The sequence below is a fragment of the Asaia prunellae JCM 25354 genome (assembly GCF_000613885.1).
GTDB classification, from domain to species: domain Bacteria; phylum Pseudomonadota; class Alphaproteobacteria; order Acetobacterales; family Acetobacteraceae; genus Asaia; species Asaia prunellae.
On the sequence record NZ_BAJV01000007.1, the window covers coordinates 131,981 to 156,128 of the forward strand.

General features: G+C 55.5%; 19 protein-coding genes and 7 pseudogenes. 16 read left to right on the top strand and 10 right to left on the bottom strand.

What is annotated here, in order from left to right; genetic code table 11:
• Positions 1 to 67: 67 nt before the first annotated feature.
• The 5 genes from JCM25354_RS07585 to JCM25354_RS07610 form a co-directional block, all read right to left on the bottom strand.
• A complete protein-coding gene (locus JCM25354_RS07585; RefSeq protein WP_025885569.1) occupies positions 68 to 997 on the bottom strand; it encodes a 2-hydroxyacid dehydrogenase in 930 nt (309 codons plus the stop codon).
• A 21-nt stretch (positions 998 to 1,018) separates the two neighbouring features.
• Positions 1,019 to 1,822, bottom strand: coding sequence for a 2-keto-4-pentenoate hydratase (locus tag JCM25354_RS07590; protein ID WP_025885570.1), 804 nt, complete (start codon positions 1,820 to 1,822; stop codon positions 1,019 to 1,021).
• 72 nt (positions 1,823 to 1,894) lie between these two features.
• Positions 1,895 to 3,094, bottom strand: a complete 1,200-nt coding sequence (locus tag JCM25354_RS07595; RefSeq protein ID WP_369345746.1) for an MFS transporter — start codon at positions 3,092 to 3,094, stop codon at positions 1,895 to 1,897.
• Positions 3,028 to 3,339, bottom strand: coding sequence for a hypothetical protein (locus tag JCM25354_RS22390; protein WP_025885572.1), 312 nt, complete (start codon positions 3,337 to 3,339; stop codon positions 3,028 to 3,030). Before JCM25354_RS22390 ends, JCM25354_RS07595 begins: the two co-directional genes overlap by 67 nt.
• Positions 3,340 to 3,688: 349 nt before the next feature.
• Entirely contained in the window at positions 3,689 to 4,672 is a 984-nt protein-coding gene (locus tag JCM25354_RS07610) for a LacI family DNA-binding transcriptional regulator (RefSeq protein WP_243443957.1), read from the bottom strand.
• Between the two features lie 498 nt (positions 4,673 to 5,170).
• Here JCM25354_RS07610 and JCM25354_RS22395 point away from each other — a divergent pair, with 498 nt between their 5' ends.
• The 16 genes and pseudogenes from JCM25354_RS22395 to JCM25354_RS23820 all read left to right on the top strand — a co-directional run bounded on the left by JCM25354_RS22395 (position 5,171) and on the right by JCM25354_RS23820 (position 18,515).
• Positions 5,171 to 5,650 carry a hypothetical protein gene (locus tag JCM25354_RS22395; RefSeq protein WP_025885574.1) on the top strand — a complete coding sequence of 160 codons (480 nt, stop codon included), beginning with the start codon at positions 5,171 to 5,173 and terminating at the stop codon, positions 5,648 to 5,650.
• Between the two features lie 49 nt (positions 5,651 to 5,699).
• Positions 5,700 to 6,697: pseudogene (locus JCM25354_RS17450) on the top strand (lytic murein transglycosylase).
• A gap of 145 nt (positions 6,698 to 6,842) precedes the next feature.
• Positions 6,843 to 7,073: pseudogene (locus JCM25354_RS23390) on the top strand (septal ring lytic transglycosylase RlpA family protein); the annotation flags it as partial.
• A 245-nt stretch (positions 7,074 to 7,318) separates the two neighbouring features.
• Positions 7,319 to 7,549 carry an SPOR domain-containing protein gene (locus JCM25354_RS23395; RefSeq protein WP_369345745.1) on the top strand — a complete coding sequence of 77 codons (231 nt, stop codon included), beginning with the start codon at positions 7,319 to 7,321 and terminating at the stop codon, positions 7,547 to 7,549.
• Between the two features lie 9 nt (positions 7,550 to 7,558).
• Complete coding sequence (locus JCM25354_RS07630; protein ID WP_025885575.1) at positions 7,559 to 8,794, top strand: D-alanyl-D-alanine carboxypeptidase family protein; 1,236 nt, start codon at positions 7,559 to 7,561, stop codon at positions 8,792 to 8,794.
• Between the two features lie 3 nt (positions 8,795 to 8,797).
• A complete protein-coding gene (gene tmk, locus JCM25354_RS07635; protein WP_025885576.1) occupies positions 8,798 to 9,427 on the top strand; it encodes a dTMP kinase in 630 nt (209 codons plus the stop codon).
• A complete protein-coding gene (locus tag JCM25354_RS07640; RefSeq protein ID WP_025885577.1) occupies positions 9,424 to 10,365 on the top strand; it encodes a hypothetical protein in 942 nt (313 codons plus the stop codon). The genes tmk and JCM25354_RS07640 overlap by 4 nt, the downstream gene beginning before the upstream one ends.
• Positions 10,362 to 11,902, top strand: a pseudogene (metG, locus tag JCM25354_RS17460) (methionine--tRNA ligase). The gene JCM25354_RS07640 and the pseudogene metG overlap by 4 nt, the downstream one beginning before the upstream one ends.
• Positions 11,899 to 12,681: a TatD family hydrolase gene (locus JCM25354_RS07650; protein WP_025885578.1), complete on the top strand. Its 783-nt coding sequence runs from the start codon at positions 11,899 to 11,901 to the stop codon at positions 12,679 to 12,681. Before metG ends, JCM25354_RS07650 begins: the two are co-directional and overlap by 4 nt.
• Positions 12,678 to 13,462 (top strand): annotated as a pseudogene (locus JCM25354_RS17465) (MBL fold metallo-hydrolase). Before JCM25354_RS07650 ends, JCM25354_RS17465 begins: the two are co-directional and overlap by 4 nt.
• Before the next feature lie 272 nt (positions 13,463 to 13,734).
• Positions 13,735 to 15,681, top strand: a complete 1,947-nt coding sequence (locus tag JCM25354_RS07660) for a PrkA family serine protein kinase (protein WP_025885579.1) — start codon at positions 13,735 to 13,737, stop codon at positions 15,679 to 15,681.
• A 22-nt stretch (positions 15,682 to 15,703) separates the two neighbouring features.
• Entirely contained in the window at positions 15,704 to 17,014 is a 1,311-nt protein-coding gene (locus JCM25354_RS07665; protein WP_025885580.1) for a YeaH/YhbH family protein, read from the top strand.
• Positions 17,015 to 17,016: 2 nt separating this feature from the next.
• Complete coding sequence (locus JCM25354_RS22995; protein WP_279379555.1) at positions 17,017 to 17,799, top strand: SpoVR family protein; 783 nt, start codon at positions 17,017 to 17,019, stop codon at positions 17,797 to 17,799.
• Complete coding sequence (locus JCM25354_RS23000; RefSeq protein ID WP_279379557.1) at positions 17,784 to 17,888, top strand: SpoVR family protein; 105 nt, start codon at positions 17,784 to 17,786, stop codon at positions 17,886 to 17,888. The genes JCM25354_RS22995 and JCM25354_RS23000 overlap by 16 nt, the downstream gene beginning before the upstream one ends.
• A pseudogene (locus JCM25354_RS23815) lies at positions 17,872 to 18,236 on the top strand (SpoVR family protein); the annotation flags it as partial. The gene JCM25354_RS23000 and the pseudogene JCM25354_RS23815, both read left to right, overlap by 17 nt.
• A gap of 126 nt (positions 18,237 to 18,362) precedes the next feature.
• Entirely contained in the window at positions 18,363 to 18,515 is a 153-nt protein-coding gene (locus JCM25354_RS23820) for a hypothetical protein (RefSeq protein WP_456303684.1), read from the top strand.
• A 258-nt stretch (positions 18,516 to 18,773) separates the two neighbouring features.
• Here JCM25354_RS23820 and JCM25354_RS07675 read toward each other — a convergent pair whose 3' ends face one another.
• The 5 genes and pseudogenes from JCM25354_RS07675 to thiO all read right to left on the bottom strand — a co-directional run bounded on the left by JCM25354_RS07675 (position 18,774) and on the right by thiO (position 24,115).
• Positions 18,774 to 21,353 carry a cation:proton antiporter gene (locus JCM25354_RS07675; RefSeq protein WP_025885581.1) on the bottom strand — a complete coding sequence of 860 codons (2,580 nt, stop codon included), beginning with the start codon at positions 21,351 to 21,353 and terminating at the stop codon, positions 18,774 to 18,776.
• 105 nt (positions 21,354 to 21,458) lie between these two features.
• Positions 21,459 to 22,070: a thiamine phosphate synthase gene (gene thiE / locus JCM25354_RS07680; protein ID WP_025885582.1), complete on the bottom strand. Its 612-nt coding sequence runs from the start codon at positions 22,068 to 22,070 to the stop codon at positions 21,459 to 21,461.
• A pseudogene (locus JCM25354_RS17475) lies at positions 22,067 to 22,839 on the bottom strand (thiazole synthase). Before JCM25354_RS17475 ends, thiE begins: the two are co-directional and overlap by 4 nt.
• Positions 22,840 to 22,842: 3 nt before the next feature.
• Positions 22,843 to 23,040 carry a sulfur carrier protein ThiS gene (gene thiS, locus JCM25354_RS07690; RefSeq protein ID WP_025885583.1) on the bottom strand — a complete coding sequence of 66 codons (198 nt, stop codon included), beginning with the start codon at positions 23,038 to 23,040 and terminating at the stop codon, positions 22,843 to 22,845.
• A gap of 104 nt (positions 23,041 to 23,144) precedes the next feature.
• A pseudogene (gene thiO / locus JCM25354_RS17480) lies at positions 23,145 to 24,115 on the bottom strand (glycine oxidase ThiO).
• Positions 24,116 to 24,148 lie beyond the last annotated feature (33 nt).

Genomic DNA, 24,148 nt, shown 5'->3' on the forward strand with positions numbered 1-24,148 from the left:
AATGCAGTGAGTGCGTCAGGGCGTCTGACCCTCAGATCAGACCACCGGAAGCGGAAAAACTAGGGCATCAGAACAGGGGAGTCACCGGGGTCAGGAGTGGCGAGCCCGCGAAATGGGCAGTGAGATTATCCAGAACGAGCCGCCCCATGGCCTGTCGCGTTTCAATCGTGGCAGAGGCTCTGTGTGGCTGAAGGACCACATTGGGCATGGTCTTTAGCGCGTCGGGTACATTTGGCTCATCGGTAAAGACGTCAAGCGCTGCACGACCCAGACGCCCCTCCTGCAATGCAGAAACCAGTGCCTGCTCGTCCACCACAGTGCCTCGGGCCACATTCACGAGCAATCCGTCAGGACCAAGCGCATCAATGACCTTGCGATCAACCAGGTTGCGGGACTGCGCGCCGCCGGAAGCTGCAACGACAAGAATGTCGCTTTGTTCTGCCAGTGCAGGCAGACTGCTCACAAAAGGAAAGGCCGGCAGGTCGAGATTACGTCGGCTGAAATAGGAGACCTGCATCGAAAAAGCCTGGGCCCGCTTGCCAATAGCCTGACCGACCTGACCCATACCGACAATACCCACTCTTGCACCTGACACCTTGCGGGCCAGAGGGAGAACCTGCTTGCCCCAGAGATTATCACGTACGAGACGATCACCAGGCAAAAGATCACGCATCGAAGCAAGCATGAGCGCCATGGCAAGATCGGCCACATCGTCTGTCAGCACATCACGCGTCACAGTAACAGCAATCCCGCGGCGCGACGCCTCAACCAGATCCACCGCATCGGTGCCGATACCGTTTATGGCAATAATCTCCAGTGCGGGCAGTGCGTCCATAACGGCACGAGGGACGCCGGTGCCGCCGCCTGTTGCGATCGCACGTATTGGCGCATCTTTCGGCAGTTCGTCTTTCTGCCATCGATGCACAACATAGGACTCGTCGAGCGCCTTTTCGACCGCAGGCATCATTGGCTCGATCAGAAGGAGATGAGGCTTCATCGATGTGTTTTCTTTCTTGCTTTAAGGAAGCGTGACGGAGACAGGCGCGAGCGAGGCAATCTGTGCCGTTGCGATCGTTCCTAAAGGCACAAAAATCGTGTCAGTCATCGAACCCGTCGTAACGACATCTCCAGCCCGAAGCGGCAGGCCACGCGCACTGGCATGATTAGCCAGCCAGACGAGAAGCCGCCTGGGATCTCCCGCTGAATTGCCACCGATATGCTCAATGAGATGACCGCTACTCAGGGCAAGCCGTACGGTCTCCGAAACCGGACTCAATCCGTGCCATGCTGTTTGGCCCTCACCGATAATCAGGGCACCGTGACTGCCCTGATCGGCAAGATGGGCAAGACGTGGCTGGGTATTTGGTTTTTCGAAACGCGTATCAATAATCTCGATGGCTGTATGGACAGTGTCGACGGCCTCCAGAACCTCATCAAGCGTCCAGAGCCGCTCACGAGGCAGCAGATCCCGTCCGAAACGGTAAACGATTTCAGCCTCCACACCGTAATAACGGCAAAACCCTACCGGCAGACTCGTATCGCCCGAAAACAAGGTGGCCTCATGAAGAGGGGCTGCAAAAGGAACGCTGCCAGACGATGCAGCCCCGACCTTCCAGCCTGCCACTTTACCCTGGGTTGCAACGAGAGCCGCAACGACCTCGTCCTGGATGTCATAGGCCTCGCTCTCTGTTACAGGTACAATGCCTGCATCCAGCGTGCTCAGGGAGCGCTCACCATTTCGTACTGCGAGGAATTGACGGGCGCATGGCGAAAGCGAATGGCACTCAGGATGGTCAGGGTGAAAGAAGTCGACAATGCTCATAAAACGCCCCAGGATCAGGAAAGGAGATGGTCCGGCACGACAGGCCGGAGCTGCAGGACTGAGAGCAAAGCGCTACAACGCGTCCTCCTGGGCCAAAAGATCACGTCCTCTGGTTTCGGGAATGTAGAAAGTAGCCACGATCGCGAGGCCAGCCAGAAGCACGACGTAACTGGCAAGCGGAATCCAGGCATATTTGCCGCTACTGATTCCGCCGATATGGAACCGTGCGAACATTGCAATAAGGAACTGTCCAACCATTGGAGACACTCCTCCCGCAATGACGGATGAAAATTCCCGCGTGAAGGAGACTGCTGTATAGCGGTGGCGAAGGCCAAACATCTCGGGCAGAAAGGCCCCCTGGGTGCCGAACATGCCCCAGGTCGCCACACCGAGCGCGAATGACAACGCAATGGCTGAATTCAACGGATCGCCTTGGCTGAAAACATACCAGACGGGCAATGCACTGACTGCCTGAAGTATCGCGAAGCCACGATAGACACGAACACGCCCGAACCGGTCACTCAACAGACCTGCCACGGGAATCGTGATGCCTCCGACAACTGCCGCCCCGATAAGAACGAGCGTTCCCCATCGGCTGCTCATACCAATCGTATGGACCAGATAACTGATCGCCAGGACCTGATAGATCGACGAGCCACCATTTTCGGCCATACGCAAGCCAAGACCGGCGAGAATAGGCCTCCATGATGCAGTCAGTGTCTCCCGGATCGACATGACCTCCTCCCGACGCTCGTCATTCTCGATCTGTTCGAATGTTGGTGACTCTTTCAGACGCAGACGCATGTAGAGAGCGATGACGAGGAGCAGCGCACTGCCAATAAACGGCACACGCCAGAGCATTGTCTGGGTAATATCAGGTACACCGGTCAGCATGACATAGTAGATAATGCCCGCTGTAACCGTACCGAGCTGGATACCGAGAAAGGGAAGAGCCGCATAATAGCCCCGCCGCTTTCTGGGAGCTGATTCTGTCATCATCACGGCTGCACCAGCCTGTTCGGCACCAGCACCAAAGCCCTGAGCCATACGCAGCAGAACCAGAAGCAGCGGTGCCGCTATACCGATACTCGCATAGGACGGAATAAGGCCAATCAGCGCACTGGCCAATCCCATCAGCGTAACGGTAATCAGCAAGACTTTTTTGCGACCATGCCGGTCACCCAGCCGGCCAAAGACGATACCGCCTATAGGCCGTACCGCAAAACCGATGAAATAAGTGGCGAAACTTGCGACGAGTCCCAGACCGGGGATATTGCTGGGGAAAAAAGAGGCCCAAAAACAAGGGCTGAAGCGAGACTGTAAAGGGCGAAATCGTAGTATTCCATCGCGCTCCCTATGGAGCAGGTCCAGGCTGCACGACGCAGTTCTGCTTCGGGCATTTCGGGACGCGATAGAGCATCATTTTCGTCACTACCAACCGGGGACCGTTGCATGTCTGACATGCTCGCCAGGGTCTTGGCGGGGGCGTTGTTCTTGTTCATGGCAAGAGACATCATCGCGTGGCTCCTTCCGTGATATGTCTGAAAAGGCGCGACAACAGGATCTGCCCCGCAAGAGCAGAAATTCTCGGTAACAGCACGTAGATATTCTCAACCATCATGACAGACCACCTTGAACCACCTGTCGGCCGGTTCCGCTGGAAGCAATTAGATCGATCTAAATTCGCCTCAAAAAAGCGCCCTGCTCAGCAGGAAAAAGCGCAAACCGGAGAGGGGAGACGGGATCAGACTGACCTAAACAAACTGTAATGACATCAGAACGCCTTTTTACAACAAAAGTCACATGATTAATGTGCAGATAAGGTCACGCTTGTGTGATCTTCAGAGAGGTTCGACGTCTCTGGAATCATGAGCTGTTTCTCAACACCAGCTCCGGTGTGATGACAAAGCGCTCTCCCGGTCGCTCGGGCTGCATGAGACGTTTCTGCAGGAGAGTAGCCGCTACGGCGCCTATACGCTGCGGAAGGGTCGCAATCGTTGTGAGAGGTGGATAGGCCGCGGCAGCCTGAGGAAGATTATCCATGCCAATGACTGCAAAATCTGTCCCGACAATCATGCCGCGCCGCCCAAGATGATGAAACAGGGTGAGAGCGATGAGGTCATTGTAACAGATGGCCGCGTCCGGTGGCTCGGGCAAATCGAAAAGCCTGTCGAGCGCCTCTTCATCATAACGATGATCTCTTGTGCCAGCGATGACTGGCAGTTCCTCCAGGCCAAAATGTCTGATTGCCGAGCGATAGCCGTCCAGTCGTGCAAGCGCCGCCGAATGCATTTCCATCGCCCCGATGAAAACAATCCGTTTTCTTCCGGTCTCAACGAGATGGGCCATGGCTCGCTCAATCCCCAGAGCGTAATCGGCTGTTACGACATCACCACTGGCATAAGGAATTTCTCTCAATACCTGAACATAGGGTAGGCCGAGACGCGTGAGTTCATCAATCAGCTTCTGGTCACTTCCTATAGCCGGGCAGATGATCAGTCCATCAACATTATGCTCGCGCAGACGCCTGATCTGGCGACTCTGTCTCTCGGGTGAGTCGGCCGTGTTCGCAATCAGACAAATGGCTTCCGACGCATCATTGGCTTCCTCAACACCTGCCGTCAGCGTACTGAAAAAAGGATTTGAGATATTTGAGAGAACAAGACCAATCGTTCCTGTACGGTTTTGCCTCAGATTGGCGGCACCTCGATTATAGATATAGCCAAGTGTTTCCATGGCTGCCTTGACGCGGGCGCGGGTTGGCTCGGCCACAAGGGGGCTGTTACGCAGAACGAGTGATGCTGTCGCCCGCGAAACTCCGGCCTCTTTCGCGACAGCAATGAGGCTCACCGTGGGAGCAGGGACTTTTTTATTCATTCGACCAGCCGACACCATAGGAAGATAGATAACCTTGCCATTGGAACAGAAAAACGTAACTGTCCTCCAATCATTTTTCATCGCACGCAGGCATTGGCTGTATAACGAAAATGGATCAGAAAATTCAAAATAGTGAGATAAGCATCACATAAAACAGGCGTTGAAGCCCATATCGTTATTTAGTCACGAAATAATCGTTAATGCCAACTTGGTCGCATGGTTTGTCACTAGACATTTTCCAGTAAACTCTCTATAAAGAAAAAACTTCAAAGAACATGAACATGTTGCAATATAACACAGAAATGTAGTGACATGGTTGAAACTGTCTGACTTGCAATACCATTGGCGGGCAGGCATGGATAATCATGCTTTTGGCGGGAACATTTAGTCAAACCTGATGGGTTCGGAGAATTCATTTCTCACACGGTTCAGCCGTCAGCGAGCTCTTTATCGTATCTAGGGAATTCACTTTTGGCGAGAACAGTCAGGCCACGAGCCACCACCGCAAAGAAGAGAAAAACCTCGGCAGCAGAGTCCAGATCGCCAAATGAGCTTCTGCTTCAGGCTTCGGATGAAGCGGAGCCACCCGCTGAAGAAGCGTCAACTGCTCCGATTGAAATACCGTCCCCTTCCTCCGGGGAAGGGGATGAAAACCCGACCGAAATCCAGACCTCGAATGAATCAGCAGCTCAGACGGTCAAGAGCTATCCGGTAGAGGCCCTCTATTTCGACGCCAGCTGGTACCTCGAAACCTATCCGGATGTCGGGGCCTGCGGCATTGACGCTGTCGAGCATTTCCTGACGCACGGCTATCTCGAAGGGCGAAATCCGAACGGCCATTTCAACGTCCTGGAATATATTGCTGCCAATCCCGACATTCCCTTGACGATCAATCCATTCCTGCACTTCATCATGCATGGTGCTGCTGAGGGCCGTCCGCTTCGTCGCTAGGACGGTCGGCAAGCAACGGCTGAACTGAACAGGCAAGGATGACACTGTGCTGACTCGACGCTCGCTAATGGTCGCTGTTACGGCCATTCCCTCTCTCTGCGGGAGCAGCGTTGCACGAACGCGCAAGCATCCGGCTAATCCCGCTGCGCAGGGCAACTATGCTGCGTTCCTTTCATCGCTTCGAGCTGAGGCGCTGGGTAAAGGCATATCAGGCTCCACACTTTCTCGCGCACTGGCGATGACAACTGAGCCAAATGCACGCGTCATCAAACTGGACCAGCATCAGCCCGAATTTACCTTGACCTGGGCGCAATATCGCAAGCGTGTCATCAGTACGACGCGCATCAGCCAGGGGCAGGCTGCCCGGCAGCAATATGGCGCGCTTCTGGATAAAACAGGGAAGAATTACGGTGTTGATCCGCGCGCGATCATGGGAATCTGGGGGCTTGAATCAGGATTTGGCCGCAAAATCGGTACTTTTTCGGTTATCGATGCGCTCGCTACCCTTGCCTATGACGGGCGAAGAGCAAGCTTTTTCCGCGGTGAACTGCTGAAAGCACTTCAGATCCTCGACCACGGCGATATCCAGCCGGAAACATGCTGGGCTCTTATGCTGGTGCCATGGGCCAGCCTCAGTTCATGCCCAGCGCCTATCTTCGCTATGCTGTAGATGCCGATCATGACGGCAGACGCAATATCTGGTCAAGTGAACAGGATGTCTTCGCTTCTGTCGCCAACTATCTGCATGGTTCCGGCTGGCATGCAGATGAGCCATGGGGACAAGCGGTCAGGCTGACACAGGATATTCCCCAGAGCCAGCTTGGTCGCAGCAACAAGCAAAGTCTGGCAGCCTGGTCGACTCTGGGTGTGCGCCGGGAGGACGGTTCAGTCTTCTCCCGCCAGGATGTAACGGGTGCCGTCCTCCGGCCAGATGGCCCGGGTACAGAAGCTTTCATGGTCTATCATAATTTTGATGTTATCCGACGCTATAACCCGTCAGATTATTACGCGCTCGGTGTAGGATTGCTCGGTTATGAGATCGGTTAAAGCATTCGTTTCACTGTTGGGCGCAGGCGCGACGCTTGTGGGTTGCCACCATCAGGAAACGACAAAACAGGCCAGCCCTCATTACATGACCGGACAGGCCTGGCAGGGGAGTGACTCCTGGTTTTATCCCTCCGAACGTTTCGACATGACAGAAACGGGACTTGCCATCATCCAGTCTCCTCCTAAAGACGGCGTTACGGCAGATGGTGAGATCTGGTCAGCTCAGTCAATGACCGGTGCACATCAGACCCTGCAACTCCCCTCTGTCGTGAGCGTGCGCAATCTGGCTAATGGCCGGATTGTCAGGGTCCGACTGAATGATCGCGGACCGGCTTCATCCGGGCGCCTGATTGCAGTTACGCCACGTGTGGCCAGTCTGCTCGGCATGGGTGATGAGCCGACACCTGTCGAGATCAGTGTCGATGAGGCCGTCAGTCGGCAAATAGCCGATTCTAATCCGGATGCGCCCAAACTCGATATTGCCGCAGCACCGAGAGAAGCCATTATCGCGCAGTCTCTTGACGACGGCAGCACGCATACGCTTGGCCTGAAATCAGGAGACAAGACCGACAGTTCCCGTAAATTGTTTCTGCCGAAATGCCTCAGACTGTCATGCAGGGTATGGCCGAATCCCCCCTCTACCATATCGAACTCGGCAGTTTTTCAGGCCATGCGGCAGCCGCCCAGGTGGCAGCGCAATGTGGCGCGGAAATCACACGACAGGCAGGGCGGGCAGCTACACTTCCATGGATGGTTGCACTCGGGCCCTTCACAACTGTGCCCGAGGCGGATAGGGCATTAGCAAAAGCGCGCCAATGCGGTGGTATGGGCGCGCATATCGTGGCCAAATAAGGTGTTGATGTGCGGACAAGACGTTTTCTGCTTTCGGGTGCGGCTGGGTTAGCCGTTTCAACTCAGTTTGCTTTTGCACGCCCGCGACGAGGAAAAGCCGCCGCAAAAGCCGCCTCTGTCGCTGCATCCGGCATGACTGCTGTGCCAACCGGAACGCCGGCCACTACACCGATCGGCCCTCTGGATACCGTGGCGCGCTGGGCCTGTATCATCGATTTCGATACAGGCGCGACCCTGCTTGAAAAAGCAGCTGATGACCATATGCCACCTTCATCGCTAACGAAGATGATGACCGCCTATGTCACCTTCGGCATGCTGAAGGCAGGACATCTGACGCTTACCCAGTCTTTACCCGTCAGTGAAAAGGCCTGGCGCACACAAGGCTCCAAGATGTTCGTGCCACTTGGCCAGAGTGTAAGCGTATCTGATCTGATTGAAGGTATGGTCATCCAGTCCGGCAATGACGCCTGTGTCGTGCTGGCTGAGGGGATTGCCGGTTCTGAAGAACAATTCGTCAATCTGATGAACCAGACTGCCGCCAAACTCGGCATGACCAATACGCATTTCATGAACTGCACCGGTCTGCCGAATGAGTCCCAGTACATGAGCGCACGCGACGTCTGTCGCATCGCCATGCATCTGATCCGTGACTACCCCGAATATTACCATCTTTTCTCCGCCACGGAATTTACGTTCAACAATATCAAGCAGGGCAATCGTAACGTTCTGGTTGACAAAGGGCTGGCTGATGGCCTGAAGACAGGTCATACCGATGCTGGCGGATTTGGGCTTTGCGCCAGTTCCAAGCGCGACGGCAGACGCATCATCATGGCAATCAATGGCACGAGCTCGATGAATGAACGTGCCCATGAGGGTGAACGCCTGCTTGGCTGGGCCTTTGCAAACTTCGAGAACGTAACCCTTTTCCATCACGGTCAGGTTGTTGATCACATGCCCGTCTATATGGGCACCTCTGCCGAAGTACCACTTGTAGGAACCAGGGATATTGTGCTGACGCTGCCGCATGGCTGGCAGCAACGCTCCAGGATCAGCGTGGAATATCCATCCCCTGCCATCGCACCGGTCATGGCAGGTCAGACAATTGGAGCACTCGTGCTTCAGAACCAGGGCATGCCCGATATCCGTCTTGATCTGGTAGCCGCCAACGCCGTGCCACGTCTGGGTCTGGTCGGGCGCGCAATGGCACGCCTCGGCCATGGCCCCAAACCTGCGCCTCATGGCTAAGGCGTGAAAGGGCTTTTCATTACTTTTGAGGGTGGAGAAGGGGCTGGCAAATCAACACAGACCCGTCTCCTCCATGCCGCGCTGTCCAAACTGGGACACACGGTACATCTTACGCGTGAACCTGGGGGCTCTCCCGGCGCCGAAGCATTGCGGGAACTGATTCTTTTCAGTGAAGCACCATTGTCGCAACGCGCGCAGGTACTTGCCCACATGGCGGCACGCGCAGATCATCTTGACAGTCTCATTCTGCCGGCTCTGGCACGCGGCGAGAGTGTGATCTGTGACCGGTTTCATGATTCAACGCTGGTCTATCAAGGCTATGGCCTGGCTCGTGGCGCGACGAGGGACCTCGATTTCATCCGCTCGGTGCGCGGTCTGCTCGCCTGCGAACCTGACCTCACGATCCTGCTCGATGTACCCCCTGAACTCGGTGCGGCTCGTGTTGCATCACGGGGAGGTAAAACAGACCGCTACGAACAGGAGGCAATTGCGTTTCACCAGCGTATTGCTGCCGGGTTCGACACGTTGGCCAATGAAGAACCACGCCGCATCAGGCGTATTGACGCGAGCCGCACACCCGATGAGGTCGCCGCCGACATTCTTTCAGTTGTCATGAATTATCTGCCCTCATGAACAAAGCAGTTTATCCGGCTGTCCTGCCGCTGATCGGACACGAGGCCGAGCTGACCCTGTTTGTAAAAGCCCACAGGACCGACCGGATGCATCATGGCTGGATAATCCATGGTGATACAGGCATAGGCAAGACATGCTTCGCCTTTGCCTGCGCCCGCATCCTGCTGAACGGGGCTGATCCACAGAGCCGGGCAGGGCGCCAGATCAGCGCGGGCACCCATCCCAATCTCCTCCTGATCACACGGCGCATGGACGAAAAACGCAAACGTCTGCGGCAGGAAATTGTGATTGACGATGTACGACCTGTACAGGATTTCCTGCATCATACAGCAGCGGACGGCGCATGGCGCGTCGTTATCGTTGACGCCGCCGAAACACTCAATCGCAATGCCGCCAATGCGCTTCTGAAGCTTCTTGAAGAACCGCCCGGCAAGACCGTGTTTTTCCTGACCTGTCCAACCCCCTCGGCTCTGCTGCCAACCATCAGGAGCCGCTGCCGTCTTCTTGCACTTGACACACTTCCTGAAGAACAGACACGACAGGTTCTCCGTTATCATGGCCTGAGCGGGGACGAGCTTGAGACACTATCCGGCCAGGCTCACGGCATGCCCGGCCGTGTTCTTGAAACCGATCAGGGAACAGACAAAGCGGCGCGCGACCTTGCCAACGCTCTGATAGAAACCGGAGAAATTACGGACCCTGACACCGTGGCGGGACTCTTGCGCCACGATGATGGTTTTGCGTTGCTGTGTTCTTTGCTAGGAGAAGCACTTGCGAACCGGGCCAGAACTCTGGCCGGGCAGGGAAAGCTGAACGAGGCCAGCAAGGCCGCAGAAGCCTTTTCTTCCCTTCAGGCGCTCCAGCGCGAGACAGAACGGTTCAATCTGGACAAGAATCAGGCTGTCAGACAGGCAGCCTCCATAGCGAGTGCCCCATGACTTCACGGTATTACGTCACCACTCCCATCTATTACGTGAATGGCGCACCGCATATCGGTCATGCCTACACATCTATCGCAGCCGATGTTCTGGCCCGCTTCAACCGGCTTGACGGCAAGAATGTGTTCTTCCTGACAGGTACGGACGAACATGGCCAGAAAGTCGAGCAGGCTGCGCAGATTGCCGGCATCGACACGCAGTGCTTTACTGATGGTATTGCCAGGGATTTCCGCAGCATGGCTGATGCCATGGGAATTTCCTATGACGATTTCATCCGCACCACCGAACCGCGTCACAAGCAGGCTGCCCAGGCATTATGGGAAAAGGTTGCGGCCAATGGTCATATCTACCTCGGCGCGTATGAAGCTGGTACGCCTTGCGCGACGAATGCTTCTATTCCGAAGATGAGCTGACCACCCATGCTGATGGCTACAAGACCGCCCCTACAGGAGCGCCGGTGGAATGGGTGCGTGAGCCTTCCTATTTCTTCCGTCTCTCGAGCTTTGAAGACCAACTGCTGGCACTCTACGAACAGCATCCGGAGTTCCTCGGCCCGTCCGGTCGTCGTAACGAGATCGTCAGCTTCGTCAAACAGGGGCTGAAGGATCTTTCCATCAGCCGCACAAGCTTCAGATGGGGTATCCCGGTTCCGAACGATCCGGACCATGTGATGTATGTCTGGTTCGACGCGTTGACCAACTATCTTTCGGCACTCGGTTATCCTGATGAGAGCGCCTCGCGCATGGCTTACTGGCCTGCCTCGGCCCACATCGTCGGCAAGGACATCATCCGCTTTCATGCCGTATTCTGGCCTGCCTTCCTGATGGCTGCCGGTATTGAATTGCCACGATCGGTCTATGCCAATGGCTGGTGGACCATCGAAGGCGAGAAGATGAGCAAATCGATCGGCAATGTCATCGACCCGCGCGATCTGGTGCGCGATTTCGGACTTGATCCTGTGCGTTTCTTCCTGTTGCGCGAAGTCCCGTTTGGCGGCGATTCCGATCTCAGCCGACGTTCACTCATCAACCGCCTGAATGTCGAACTTGCCAATGACCTCGGCAATCTTGCGCAACGCACACTGAGTCTCATCGCCCGCAATTGCAACGCAAGCCTGCCTGCTTTTGATGTACTCAGCGAGGACGATACAACCCTGCTTGCCAGTGCTTCGCTTCTGCCGACGCTGATGCGTGGCCAGCTTGGACGTTTTGCCCTTACAGATGCTCTGGAAGAAGTCTGGAAACTGATACGAGCCTGTAATGCCTATATTGATCGTCAGGCCCCCTGGGCGCTGAAAAAGACAGATCTTGTACGTATGGCAACGGTTCTGCGTGTGCTGCATGAAGCACTGCGTCATATCGCCATTCTGTTGCAGCCCTACATGCCCGGCACAATGGACAAGCTTCTTACCCAGCTCGGTGTGGCACAGGAAAAGCGTGATATCGCCTCACTGGCCGAAAGCCTCGTGTCAGGTACTTCTCTGCCGGCACCACAGGGTCTTTTCCCACGTCATGTCGAGCCAGAGGCGACCGCATGACAGGACTGATTGACACTCACTGCCATCTTGATCGGCTGGATGATATACCGGCAGCCCTTGCTCTGGCTAAGGAGCATGGGCTGTCCGGCATGACGACCATCGGTACGCGCCTGTCACATGCCCAGACACAGATCGATCTGACCCGTTTTGATAGCCCAGAGCTGCGTGTCTGGTGCGCCATCGGGACCCATCCTGACCATGTTGATGAAGAGCCCCTCCCTAATGTCGAGACAATCATACAGCAGGCAGAAGCCAGAAATGTGATCGGCATCGGTGAATCAGGGCTGGATTATCTTCACGGTGCGCAGCCTATACGCGCAGCCCAGGCAGAAAGCTTTCGTGTTCATATTGCAGCGGCGCGAAAGACAGGCCTTCCCCTCGTCATCCATGCACGTGAGGCGGATGCTGACGTTGCAGCCATATTGCGTGACGAGCATGCAAGAGGAGCGTTCCCGTTCCTGCTGCACTGCTTTGCCTCCGGACCTGATCTGGCACGCATCGCCATTGAGCTAGGAGGGTATATCAGCTTCTCGGGACTGCTGACCTTTCCAAAATGCGAAACAATACGTGAAGTGGCACGTGCAATGCCTCAGAACCGTATACTCGTCGAGACGGACAGCCCGTTTCTGGCCCCGGTTCCCAAGCGCGGCAAGCCGAATACGCCAGGCTATGTTGCTTATACAGCTGCGCGTCTTGCACAGGAACGGGGCATGGAAGCCCAGACGCTCGCCGAGCTGACAACAGAAAATTTCTTCACCCTGTTCGGGCGCGCTGCATGAAAGTAACGATCCTCGGCTGCGGTGGGTCTGGTGGCGTACCCATGGTGGGCGGTGCAGATGGGGCAGGGATCTGGGGCTTGTGCGACCCGACTGAGCCACGCAATCAGCGGACACGCTCTTCTATCGTGATCGAAGCTGACAGTGGCAAGCGTCTCCTGGTCGATTCAGGGCCCGATCTACGCACCCAGTTGCTGCGCGAGAAGATCGGCGTGGTCCATGCTGTACTTTACACCCATGAACATGCGGACCATGTCGCCGGGCTCGATGAACTACGCGCCATCAACCGTATGCTGGATGCCCCTTTGCCGCTTTATGCGACCGAAACAGTGATGCAGGAACTGGAGGCACGATTCAGTTATGCCTTCCGCCCCTGGAGTGGAACCGGTTTTTTTCGCCCGGTGCCCGAACCTCACAAGATCACGCTCACCGATCGTCTTGCACTGTGCGATCTTGAGGTCCAGCTTTTCGAACAGCGGCATTACCGTATCCCGACAGCAGGAATCCGCTGTGGTGACTTCGCCTATTCCACCGATGTCGAGCATCTGAGTGAAGACTCGTTTCTCGCGCTCAAGGGCGTAAGAACCTGGGTGGTTGGTTGTTTCCAGTATGAGCACATGTGGCTCATGCCTGGGTCGATCTGGTGATCGAGTGGTGCGAGAAACTCCGGCCGGAACGGACCATCCTGACACATATGGGGCCTGGGCTCGATTATCAGACGCTTCGCAGGAAGCTCCCGAAAGGGATAGAGCCCGGTTATGACGGCATGGTTTTTCACCCCTAAATAATTCGACGTTGATCCAGTTTTTTGTTGATGCGCGCTTCAACATCGCGATAGCGTCATCATATCGGGTCAGTCTGGTCCTTTTGCACAACGTTTGATTTCCCTCAAAATCCGGTATTCCGGGTCAGTTTTTTAATGTTGAGACAGCAATGTCTCCGCACCTGTTGTCGTCCCCGTAGCCTGACTTCCCGACTTATCGCCTGCATGTCTTTCGGTGGGTATGACCGTTTCGCCCCCCGGCAAAGTGGCAGGTCCATCGGAGCACATGAGTCATGAGTTCATTCTCGGACGTCTTTACGTTGGCTTCCTCGTTCCGTGAGGAACGTCGGGAAACAGAGATGTCGCTGGCTTCCTATCTCTCTCTGTGCCGCGAAGACCCTGCCAGCTATGCGAGCGCCGCGGAACGCATGCTCAAGGCCATCGGCGAGCCGGTCATGCTGGATTCCTCACGTGACCCGCGGCTGAGCCGCATTTTCATGAACCGCACCGTACGTACCTATCCCGCCTTCGCTGATTTCTACGGTATGGAAGACGCGGTGGAGCAGATTGTCGGCTTCTTCCGCCATGCCGCTCAGGGGCTGGAGGAGCGCAAGCAGATTCTCTATCTGCTCGGCCCGGTCGGCGGCGGCAAATCCTCGCTTGGCGAACGTCTCAAGACCTTGATGGAGCGCGAGCCGATCTACGTGCTCAAGGCGGGCAAGGAGATTAGCCCCGTTTTCGAGAGCCCGCTCGGTCTGTTCGACCCCGAGCGTTTCGGGGCTTCCCTGCTTGAGCAGTATAACATTCCCCGTCGCGTTCTGACCGGCATTGCGAGCCCCTGGGCGCTCAAGCGGCTCGAGGATTTCGACGGCGATATCTCGCGCTTTACCGTGGTACGACTCAACCCGTCCAAGCTGCGTCAGGTCGCCATCGCCAAGACAGAACCGGGTGACGACAATAATCAGGACGTCTCAGCGCTGGTCGGAAAGGTCGATATCCGCCAGCTCGAAAACTTCAGCCAGAACGATCCTGATGCCTATAGCTTCTCCGGTGGTCTGAACCGTGCCAATCAGGGACTTCTCGAATTCGTCGAGATGTTCAAGGCACCGATCAAGATGCTGCACCCCCTTCTGACGGCAACGCAGGAAGGGAATTATGTGGGCACCGAAAATATCGGCGCCATTCCTTTTACCGGCGTGATTCTGGCCCATTCGAACGAAGCTGAGTGGCAGTCTTTCCGCAATAACCGCACCAATGAGGCCTTCCTCGACCGTGTCTGCGTCATCAAGGTACCTTACTGCCTGCGCGTCACCGAGGAATCCAAGATTTATGAGAAGCTGATCCAGTCTTCAGCCCTGGGCGAAGCGCCCTGCGCACCGCATACGCTCGAAATGCTCGCGCAGTTTGCTGTGCTGTCCCGTCTCAAATCGCACCCCAACTCGACCCAATTCGCCAAGATGCGCGTCTATGACGGCGAGAATATCCGCGAGACCGACCCCAAGGCGCGCGCCATGCAGGAGTACAAGGACAGCGCCGGCGTCGATGAAGGCATGGAAGGCATCTCGACCCGCTTCGCCTATAAGGTGCTCTCGGCCACTTTCAATCATGACCCGTCCGAGATCTCGGCTGACCCTGTGCATCTGATGTACGTGCTCGAGCAGGCGGTGCGTCGTGAGCAGTTTCCCGCAGAGGTGGAGGCCGCCTATCTGGCATCGCTCAAATCCGATCTGGCGCGCCGTTATGCCGAATTCCTGGGTAATGAGATCCAGAAAGCCTATCTGGAGAGCTATAATGATTACGGTCAGAATCTCTTTGATCGCTATCTCGATTACGCCGATGCCTGGATAGAGGATCAGGACTTCAAGGATCCGGATACCGGTCAGTTGATGAATCGCGATCTGCTGAATGCCGAACTGAGCAAGACCGAAAAAGCGGCGGGTATCGCGAACCCGAAGGATTTCAGAAATGAAGTCGTCAAGTTCTCGCTTCGCTCCAGAGCTGCGAATGGCGGACATAACCCGTCATGGACGAGCTACGAGAAGATCCGTGACGTTATCGAGAAGCGGATGTTCAGCCAGGTCGAGGACCTGCTGCCAGTGATCAGCTTCGGCTCGAAAAAGGACAGCACCAGCGAACGAAAACATGACGAGTTCGTCAGCCGTATGGCCGCGCGTGGCTATACCGAGCGCCAGGTAAGGCGTCTGGTCGAATGGTACATGCGCGTCAAGCAGTCTGCCTGATCTCACTTAAACGGAGCGTTTCATGGAAATCATAGACAGGCGCCCGAATCCGCATGGCAAGAACACCGAGAACCGGCAGCGTGTCCTGTCGAGAGCACGTCAGGCCATACAGACTGCAGTGCGAGATGCCGCAGCTCAGGGACGCATTCGTGAGATTGGCCAGGATAGCGCGGTCTCGATCCCTGCCGATGTCCTGCATGAGCCCAGCTTTCACAGGCAATTCGATGCCGGCACACGCCATCTGGTGCTCTCCGGCAACAAGGAATTCGTCAAGGGAGATCGTTTGCGCCGTCCTCCTGAAAGCGAGGGCCAGGGGGGTGGAGATGGAAACGGGGCCGGCGAGCAGGGCGGGGGAGAGGACTCCTATCGCTTCGTGCTGTCGCGCGAAGAATTTCTTGATCTGTTCTTTGATGATCTGGAACTTCCCGATCTCGTCAAACGCGAGGTGACCTCTGTCTCTTTTCTGTCTAACAGCAGATCGGGTCTCACAAGCGACGGCTCACCCTCGCAAATTGACCTCGGCCGCACCATGCGGCGATCGATGGGACGTCGTATCGGTCTAAAACGTCCCAAACCCCAGGAGCTGATCGATATCGAAGCCGAAATCACGGCGCTGGAAAATGAACGACCACTGACAGAAATGAAGTTCCTGCGCCTTCAGGAGCTACGCGAGAGCCAGACTCTGCTTCGCCAGAGGCTCGCACGCATCCCCTGGGTCGATCCGGTTGACCTGAGATATCGTCGTTTTACACCTGTCCCGAAACCAACCACGCAGGCAGTCATTTTCTGCATCATGGATGTCTCGGGTTCCATGACCGAGAAAATGAAAGAACTGGGTAAGCAGTTCTTCATGCTGTTGCATGTGTTTCTGGAAAAACGCTACGAAAAACTGGAAATTGTCTTCATCAGACATGCCGAAACGGCGGAAGAAGTCGAGGAAGACGTGTTTTTTACCGATCCACGTACTGGCGGTACGGTCGTATCCACGGCCTTGCATCTCATGTACAAGGTACAGAAAGAGCGTTTTCCTGCCAATAAATGGAATATCTATGTTGCCCAGGTCTCGGACGGCGACAATATTTCTTCCGATATGAGCAGTGTAAACCACTTGATGACCGAGGCCATATTACCGGTAGTACAATATTTCGCCTATGTCGAAGTCAGTATTGGCGGTGCTTTCCTGCGCAGCGAAACTGATCTGTGGCGAGGTTACAAGGTCATCGCGGATGACAAGCCGCACCTTGCTATGCGTCAGGTACAGGACAGGCGCGATATCTTCCCGGTATTCAGAGAGCTTTTTGCCCGTCGCGCCGCCGAACGGGCAGGGGAGTGACCATGCTTTATACAGGCACAGACTGGAGCTTTCCGATCCTGCGCGATTGCTACGGAGAAATCGATCGTATTGCAAGCGAGGAGCTCAAGCTCGATACATATCCCAATCGTATCGAAATCATCACTTCAGAACAGATGTTGGACGTCTATACGTCGCACGGTATGCCAATCAGTTATCCGCACTGGTCTGCAGGCAAACGTTTCGTCTCGCATGAAAACGCCTATAAACGTGGACTGATGGGGCTAGCCTATGAAGTAGTAATCAATTCCAGCCCCTGCATCAGCTATCTGATGGAAGAGAATACTGCGACGATGCAGGCATTGGTTATCGCCCATGCTGCGTTTGGCCATAATCATTTCTTCAAGAATAACCGCCTTTTTCGTGAATGGACGAATTCAACCCAGATCCTCGACTATCTTGAGTTTGCTCGTGGCTATGTTGCACGCTGCGAAGAGAAATACGGGGTGAAGGCAGTAGAACGAATTCTGGATGCCGCCCACGCACTGCAAAGTCAGGGCGTCGATCGTCATACTGGCAGCAAGCGTCTCGATTTGCGTCAGGAACAGGAGCGCGCAAGAGAGCGACGCGCCTATGAGGACGAACATTTCAATGATCTCTGGCGCACACTGCCTGATAATCAGGTCCAGGCTGATACTACAGCCAATACAGGCGCCCAGACTGCTGCACTCGGCTTGCCGGAAGAAAATATTCTCTATTTTCTGGAAAAGAATGCACGCGACTGGCCAACTGGGAACGGGAAATCATCCGGATCGTACGCCTCATAGCGCAGTATTTTTATCCTCAACCCCAGGCAAAACTCATGAATGAGCTGCGCCACCTGGGTGCACAATTTCATCATGCACCGTCTGCATGACAAGAAACTGATCGACGATGCAGCCATACTGGAGGTTATTCACTCTACCAGCAATGTCATTACGCAACGCGGTTTCGATGAAGGGGGAGGGCCGAACTTCAACCCTTATGCACTTGGCTTCGCATGATGTCCGATATTGCCCGTGTCTGTACCAATCCGACAGAAGAGGACCGCATGTGGTTCCCCGGTCATGCAGGTAACCGTGACCCCATCGGCACATTGCATCATGCCTGGGCCGAATACCGTGACGAGAGTTTCGTACAGCAATTCCTGTCACCCAAGGTCATCCGCGATTTCCGCTTTTTCCGGCTCGAAGACGATCTTTCCCAGTCTTATCTTCTGGTCGATGCGATACATGACGACACAGGGTATCGTGACATACGTCGTTCGATCGCCGCCTCGTATGATCCGGGGCTTCTGGCGGAGGAGATTGAGATCGTAGGAGCAGATCTGACCGGGGATCGCATTCTGCGCCTGGAACATCGCACCAGACCCGGCAAGCTTTTACAACCTACGGATGCAAGGCTGACCCTGGAACATCTGGGTATGCTTTGGGGTTACGGCGTGATTCTCAAGGAAGTTGACAATCAGACGGGTGCCGAGCTCGGCAGCTACGCATTGGCATAGGCGCGCCAGAGAAAATCCGGTGTCAGAGATCAGAGATAATCCGTCTCTGATCTCTGACATTCCCATATCAGTTGGCATAATATATCTTATCGAACTTATGGATTTCAGGAAGAGGAGCGATTGATCATGATCTTCTGTCAGTATGACTGGTTCGCAAGGCATTTCTCATCCATCCACAAGATACACGTAAACGAAGGTAAACGAACACGCAGACCCAGATTCATGCATGGCACCTCTCCAAGCATGAACCTAACCTCATCAATCGTGCTTTTTGGGCTCCACCACCGTTGTAATCTGCTCACGAGCAGGAATGAATGGCTCCTTGTCTGTACCAAGCACCAGAGACAGACGATGGCCGTCTGCCAGACGAGCCTCTGCTCTTTCGTCAATGGTTCTCCTGACAATCGGGTAGTCCTCAACCAGACGACGAAAAAGATGCGCCGGAATAGCGAGCAGATGACAGAACTGCATTGTTCGCACTGTTCCACGCGAAAAGGAATGATTGATCAGCGCCGCAGCCCCGATGAGATCCCCTGCCCCGAACTGCACATCCTGTTCAGCAATATGCACTTCAGCGAGGCCGGCCACCACGGCGTAGACCATACGGATTTTACCGTTACGACGCAGAAGCACCTCACCCGGCGAGGCAAAACGCAGAGAAATATTCATCGCCAGATCATGAAGCACGCCATCAGGCACTCCACGAAAAGCAGGAAAAGAACGCAATCTCTGCTCGATACCGCTCTTGAGATTGAAACGAAGAGGTTTTTCCAGACGCTCCTGTCGCTTTTCAACATCCTTGAGCAGCTCGCGATGCAGTTCCTCACTGACCAGGTTGTCGGACAGGAGTTCATCGTATTCCTCCTCCTCCAGACGCAACGCAATCTGATGCAGAATGCGACTTTCCAGAGCCTCGGAATAACCCTGATAATGCAGACGCATCATCTCGAGTGCATCGTCAAGCATCCGGCGCTGCCGCCCCAGAACTTCTGACACGATTTCGCCGATACGCACTCCCAGTGTCGGTTCGAGGCGCTGATGCATGAAACGCATCAGGGAGAGCGAAACAAGATGGGCAATAACAAGCATCTCGAACCGCTCTGACATGCAATACATGAGCGGTTTGTCGATATGAAAGCGCTGATGAAGCATCTGCGCCATACGAAAACGTAAGGTCGGACGCAAGCGACGTCGCAAGGCCCGCACGTAACCATAACGTCCTTCAAGTCTGGCCCCGTCAACCATGGCTTCCGAAGAGCGCAAAAGTGTCTCCATGACACGACGCGAAAGGCCCCGGATGCGGAACAGATCGAGCAACAGGGAGCGTTCCCGGTTGGCGATCGTGATCAGAGCCAGAGTTACACGCTGTCTGTCACCAAGCGCCGTGTCAAATGTATTAGCCTCGCTTTCTTCCTGCGCGCGGCGCTCGATCTGCCCAATAATGGTTTTTTGCGTACCGGAACCAAAACCGAGTTCATCAGCCAGATCATGAGTGCGCTCGGCAACCTGGGCCAGACCGCTACTCAGCACCTGATGTCGAAGGGCCTGATCCATGGTCGGTAGCTGATCGAGCTTGAGAAACACAACGAGGTAACGCAGGGTCGTGCCATTGACCAGAAGCGTAATCAGCACGAAACCCGTCGCAATGATGCCGATGAAATGCGCTGTGGATGTGGAAACACGCTGGTTTTCGGTCACGGCGAGCGCCAGAGCCAGAGTGATGGCTCCACGCAGCCCACCCCACACCATTGTGGTCTTGAACGGAACCGGCACGGGTGGCGATAGCTTGAAGGCAGCTAGAACAGGGAGTAATCCAAATACCACGGCTCCGCGTGCCAGAAGACCGGCTCCGGTAGCAATCAAGATCAGCACACAGTCCCAGCGCGTCATCCCGATCAGGAGACGCGGCACAAGCATGGAAGCCAGAACAAAGACAAGTGACCCGGCCCAGAAGACCAGCTGGACCCAGAGCTCATTCAGGAAACGCCAGACCTGAGGTCTGAATGTTGATGGGCCATATACAGAAAGGGTCAGTCCGGACGCTGCTGTCGCCACCACACCGGAAAAACCCAGAAATTCATCGCAGACGATGTAGACAACGTAAGGCAGGGCCAGTGTAAGCGTGATCTCGGCGGCGGCCGCCCCACCAAGCCCGGCAATCATCAACAGGGTCAGTCTGCCTACAGCAACACCGACAACGATTGCGCCGCCAAACGAGGCCAAAAAATCGATAACCGTCTCGCCGAGCTGGATATGGCGATGAGAGGTGACAGAAGCCAGAAGGATAGAGAAGATGGCGATAGCGGCAGCATCATTGAGAAGCGCCTCTCCTTCCACCAGCCGTGTCAGGCGCGATGCGGCTCCGATCTCGCGAAAAATCCCCGCAACCGCTGACGGATCGGTGGTCGCGACAATCGAACCCAGCAGAAGACAGACAACCATGGACTGCCCCGCGAAAGGATAGAGCGCGCCACCAATGGTAAGGGTTGAGACAAGCACCGCCACGACGGCCAGAAGCAGTACTGTCGCAGTCTCATGCGCCAGTCGTCTGACATCAATCGCCAGTGCGCCCTGAAAGACCAGTATAGGCAGAAAGATTAAGAGAAAGGCTTCGCTGTTGATCGGAAAATAGAGCAGCGTCTCTGCTGCTCCATCAAATATCTCGGTTATGGAGGATCGCAGCAGGATATCAGCTCCGGCTCCGATACCGATACCGGCCAGAGCAAGAAGAACAGTCTCCGAAACCTCAAGTCGGCGCGCGAGAGGCTGCACTACACTGATGAGCACCATCAGAAGCGCCAGCACCAGAATAACGGCAGTCAATTCCGTCACCACCATGCGCGCGTTTTCTCCCTTAATTCCTGCAAGATTGGGACTCTATACGCGAGTCCTCACAACTCCGCGAGGGCAAGAGCCTCATTATGAAGGAAATATTACCAGATATCAGGATGAACAGGTCTGCAGCCAGGCTCTGACCTGATATTCAGGATCATCGGATGCTATGAAATCCGAAACCGCAGCAACACTATCAGCTCCGGCAGCAATACAGGACGATGCTCTTGCTTTTGTGATACCACCAATCGCCACGAGTGGCATGTCGGGTCCGATTATTCTTCTCCATTCCGTCAGTTTCTCGACACCTTGCGGATCCCAAATCATTTTCTTGAGCTTGGTTTCCCAGATCGGACCAAGCGCAACATAATCAGGTCGCACGGACAAGGCACGATCAAGTTCCTGATGAGAGTGGGTGGAAATGCCAAACGCAATACGCGCGGCCCTGATCTGTTCCAGATCGGTTGTATCGAGATCTTCCTGCCCGATGTGAATATAATCGATACCCAGCTCGAGAGCGAGCTGCCAGTAATCATTAAGGACAAGCCTTACATTATGACGCGCGGCTGCCTCCTGCCCTTCGATCACCTGCGACCGCAAGGTCTCGGGATCGAGGTTTTTCAGACGCAGCTGAATAAACCGCGCGCCTGCAGCACCGAGACGCTCGACCCAGCGCGGATGATCAACGACAGGATAGATTGGTGACGGAAGCCGGGAAGTCATGATGCGAAAACTGCCTTGCCAAGAGTGGGCGTCGAGGGAACGGCCATATCGCGTTCTTCCATAGGGTCGGCTGTCCGGGCTGTCTGCCCTACCGTGCAGGCCAGACGAAAGGCCTCAGCCATGACTGCGGGATTTCCGGATTTGGCGACTGCCGTATTGATCAGAATAGCGTCGAAGCCAAGTTCGAACGCGGTAACGGCATGAGAGGGCGCCCTATACCCGCATCAATCACCATTGGCGTCTCGGGAAAATGCGCACGCAGGGCTCTGAGGCCAAACAGATTGTTCAATCCCCTCCCCGACCCGATCGGTGCCCCCCATGGCATAAGCACCTCACAACCTGCCCGAAGCAGACGTTCAGCCACAACCAGATCTTCCGTCATATAGGGAAAGACCTTGAAGCCCTCGTCATTCAGAATCCGCGCGGCTTCAACCAGAGCGAAAACATCAGGCTGAAGCAGATCACCCTGCCCGATCACTTCCAGTTTGATCCAGTCGGTTTCGAAGACTTCACGCGCCATCTGCGCAGTCGTAACCGCCTCTCGAACCGTATGGCAGCCAGCTGTATTGGGCAGAACTGGCACGTTGAAACCACGAACCAGCTCCCAGAAGGCCTGTCCAGCCTGTAACCCTGCAGATTCCCGCCTCAGGGAGACCGTTACAGCACCAGGTTGCCCATGACGGACGGCTTCAGCCAGAATGGCCGGGCTATCATAAAGCGCTGTTCCCAGCATAAGGGGGGATGACAGTTCGACACCGTAGGCGCGCATGGATCAGCCCCCCTGCATCGGAGCAAGAATTTCGAGGTGCGCGCCCTCTTCGAGTGCCCGGCCTTCTCGCGCGGATCGGGGGACAAAAACGCCGTCTATTGCCGTTGCCACCTTCGCTCCGGCATAGCCGAGTTCGATCAGCGCTTCAGAGAGAAAGCGGCTCGTGATCAGCTTCATCTCGTCATTCACCATGATCCGCATGGCAGTTCTCCCAGTCTTTAGAAAGCGCCTGGTCCCGATATTGAACCTGGCGCCCTGCTTGTATGCTCGTTCCGTGTCCTGAAACGCCCCGGCACAGGGGTGGGTCAGACACTCTGACCAAAGATGATATCGGCGACTTCTCTCGCTCTGGCAGGCGAGAGCAAAAACCCGTGGCGATACATACCATTGACGGAAATCCGACGCCCTTCGCAATGCACACGTGGCACATTATCCGGATAGGAAGGACGGATCCCTGCATTGGCCTCGATGATTTCGGCCTCGGCAAAAGCAGGATGCAGGGTGTAGAGAGCGTTGAGGAGCTCGCTCATGGCCCTCACCGTAATTTCCCGACTGTCGTCGCTCTCGACCATCGTCGCCCCTACCATGAAAACATGATTCTCTCTGGGTACGATATAGATCGGGATCCTCGGGTGCAGCATCCGTACGGGACGATGCAGGGTGACATCAGGACAGCGTACCAGAATCATCTCACCGCGAACACCACGCAAGGCAGTTTCGGTGTCCCGCGCCTGCATGCCGGTACAATCGACAGTCCAGTCGAACTGGCCTTCAACTACCGAATGGTCCAGACGGATATGACCACCGAGCGTCAGCAGGCGTTCCTTGAGACGTACAAGCGCAACGCGCGGATCGACATGACCTTCTTCGGCAAAGAAAAGAGCTTTCTCGAAACGCCCGGCAAGATCAGGTTCGAGTGCAGCAATATCGTCCATGCCCAGAGACTGGAAATGCTCGTACGCCTGCCAAACCGGGCGAGCTCTGCCTGATCGCGCGGCGGGGCCACAACAAGGCTCCCGTTGTGCATGACATGCGGCACGTGTTCCGACCACCAGGCAAGCGCATCGAGCGAATCCCGGGTCACCTCTTCAGGAGCCGACTCTGCCTCACACCAGGGCGCAAGCATACCTCCGGCAAACCAGGAGGCTCCACTCCCTATGCGCGGACCGGCCTCATGAAGAGTTACCTGAGCGCCACGTTCGGCAAGGGTCACCGCGGTCACGAGCCCGGCCACTCCGGCACCCTGGATGAGTATCGTCGGTCCCGATCCCGCCATTGATCTCTTTCCCTGTTCTGCTTCGGGAAAAGA

Coding starts and splice junctions, on each gene's coding strand:
- JCM25354_RS07675 (WP_025885581.1), bottom strand. CDS start 21,353: ATGGTGGTGACGGAATTGACTGCCGTTATTCTGGTGCTGGCGCTTCTG.
- JCM25354_RS22995 (WP_279379555.1), top strand. CDS start 17,017: ATGCTTTATACAGGCACAGACTGGAGCTTTCCGATCCTGCGCGATTGC.
- JCM25354_RS22390 (WP_025885572.1), bottom strand. CDS start 3,339: ATGATGTCTCTTGCCATGAACAAGAACAACGCCCCCGCCAAGACCCTG.
- JCM25354_RS07590 (WP_025885570.1), bottom strand. CDS start 1,822: ATGAGCATTGTCGACTTCTTTCACCCTGACCATCCTGAGTGCCATTCG.
- JCM25354_RS07640 (WP_025885577.1), top strand. CDS start 9,424: ATGAACAAAGCAGTTTATCCGGCTGTCCTGCCGCTGATCGGACACGAG.
- thiE (WP_025885582.1), bottom strand. CDS start 22,070: ATGACTTCCCGGCTTCCGTCACCAATCTATCCTGTCGTTGATCATCCG.
- JCM25354_RS23395 (WP_369345745.1), top strand. CDS start 7,319: ATGGCCGAATCCCCCCTCTACCATATCGAACTCGGCAGTTTTTCAGGC.
- JCM25354_RS07665 (WP_025885580.1), top strand. CDS start 15,704: ATGGAAATCATAGACAGGCGCCCGAATCCGCATGGCAAGAACACCGAG.
- JCM25354_RS07660 (WP_025885579.1), top strand. CDS start 13,735: ATGAGTTCATTCTCGGACGTCTTTACGTTGGCTTCCTCGTTCCGTGAG.
- thiS (WP_025885583.1), bottom strand. CDS start 23,040: ATGCGGATCATGGTGAATGACGAGATGAAGCTGATCACGAGCCGCTTT.
- JCM25354_RS07585 (WP_025885569.1), bottom strand. CDS start 997: ATGAAGCCTCATCTCCTTCTGATCGAGCCAATGATGCCTGCGGTCGAA.
- JCM25354_RS07650 (WP_025885578.1), top strand. CDS start 11,899: ATGACAGGACTGATTGACACTCACTGCCATCTTGATCGGCTGGATGAT.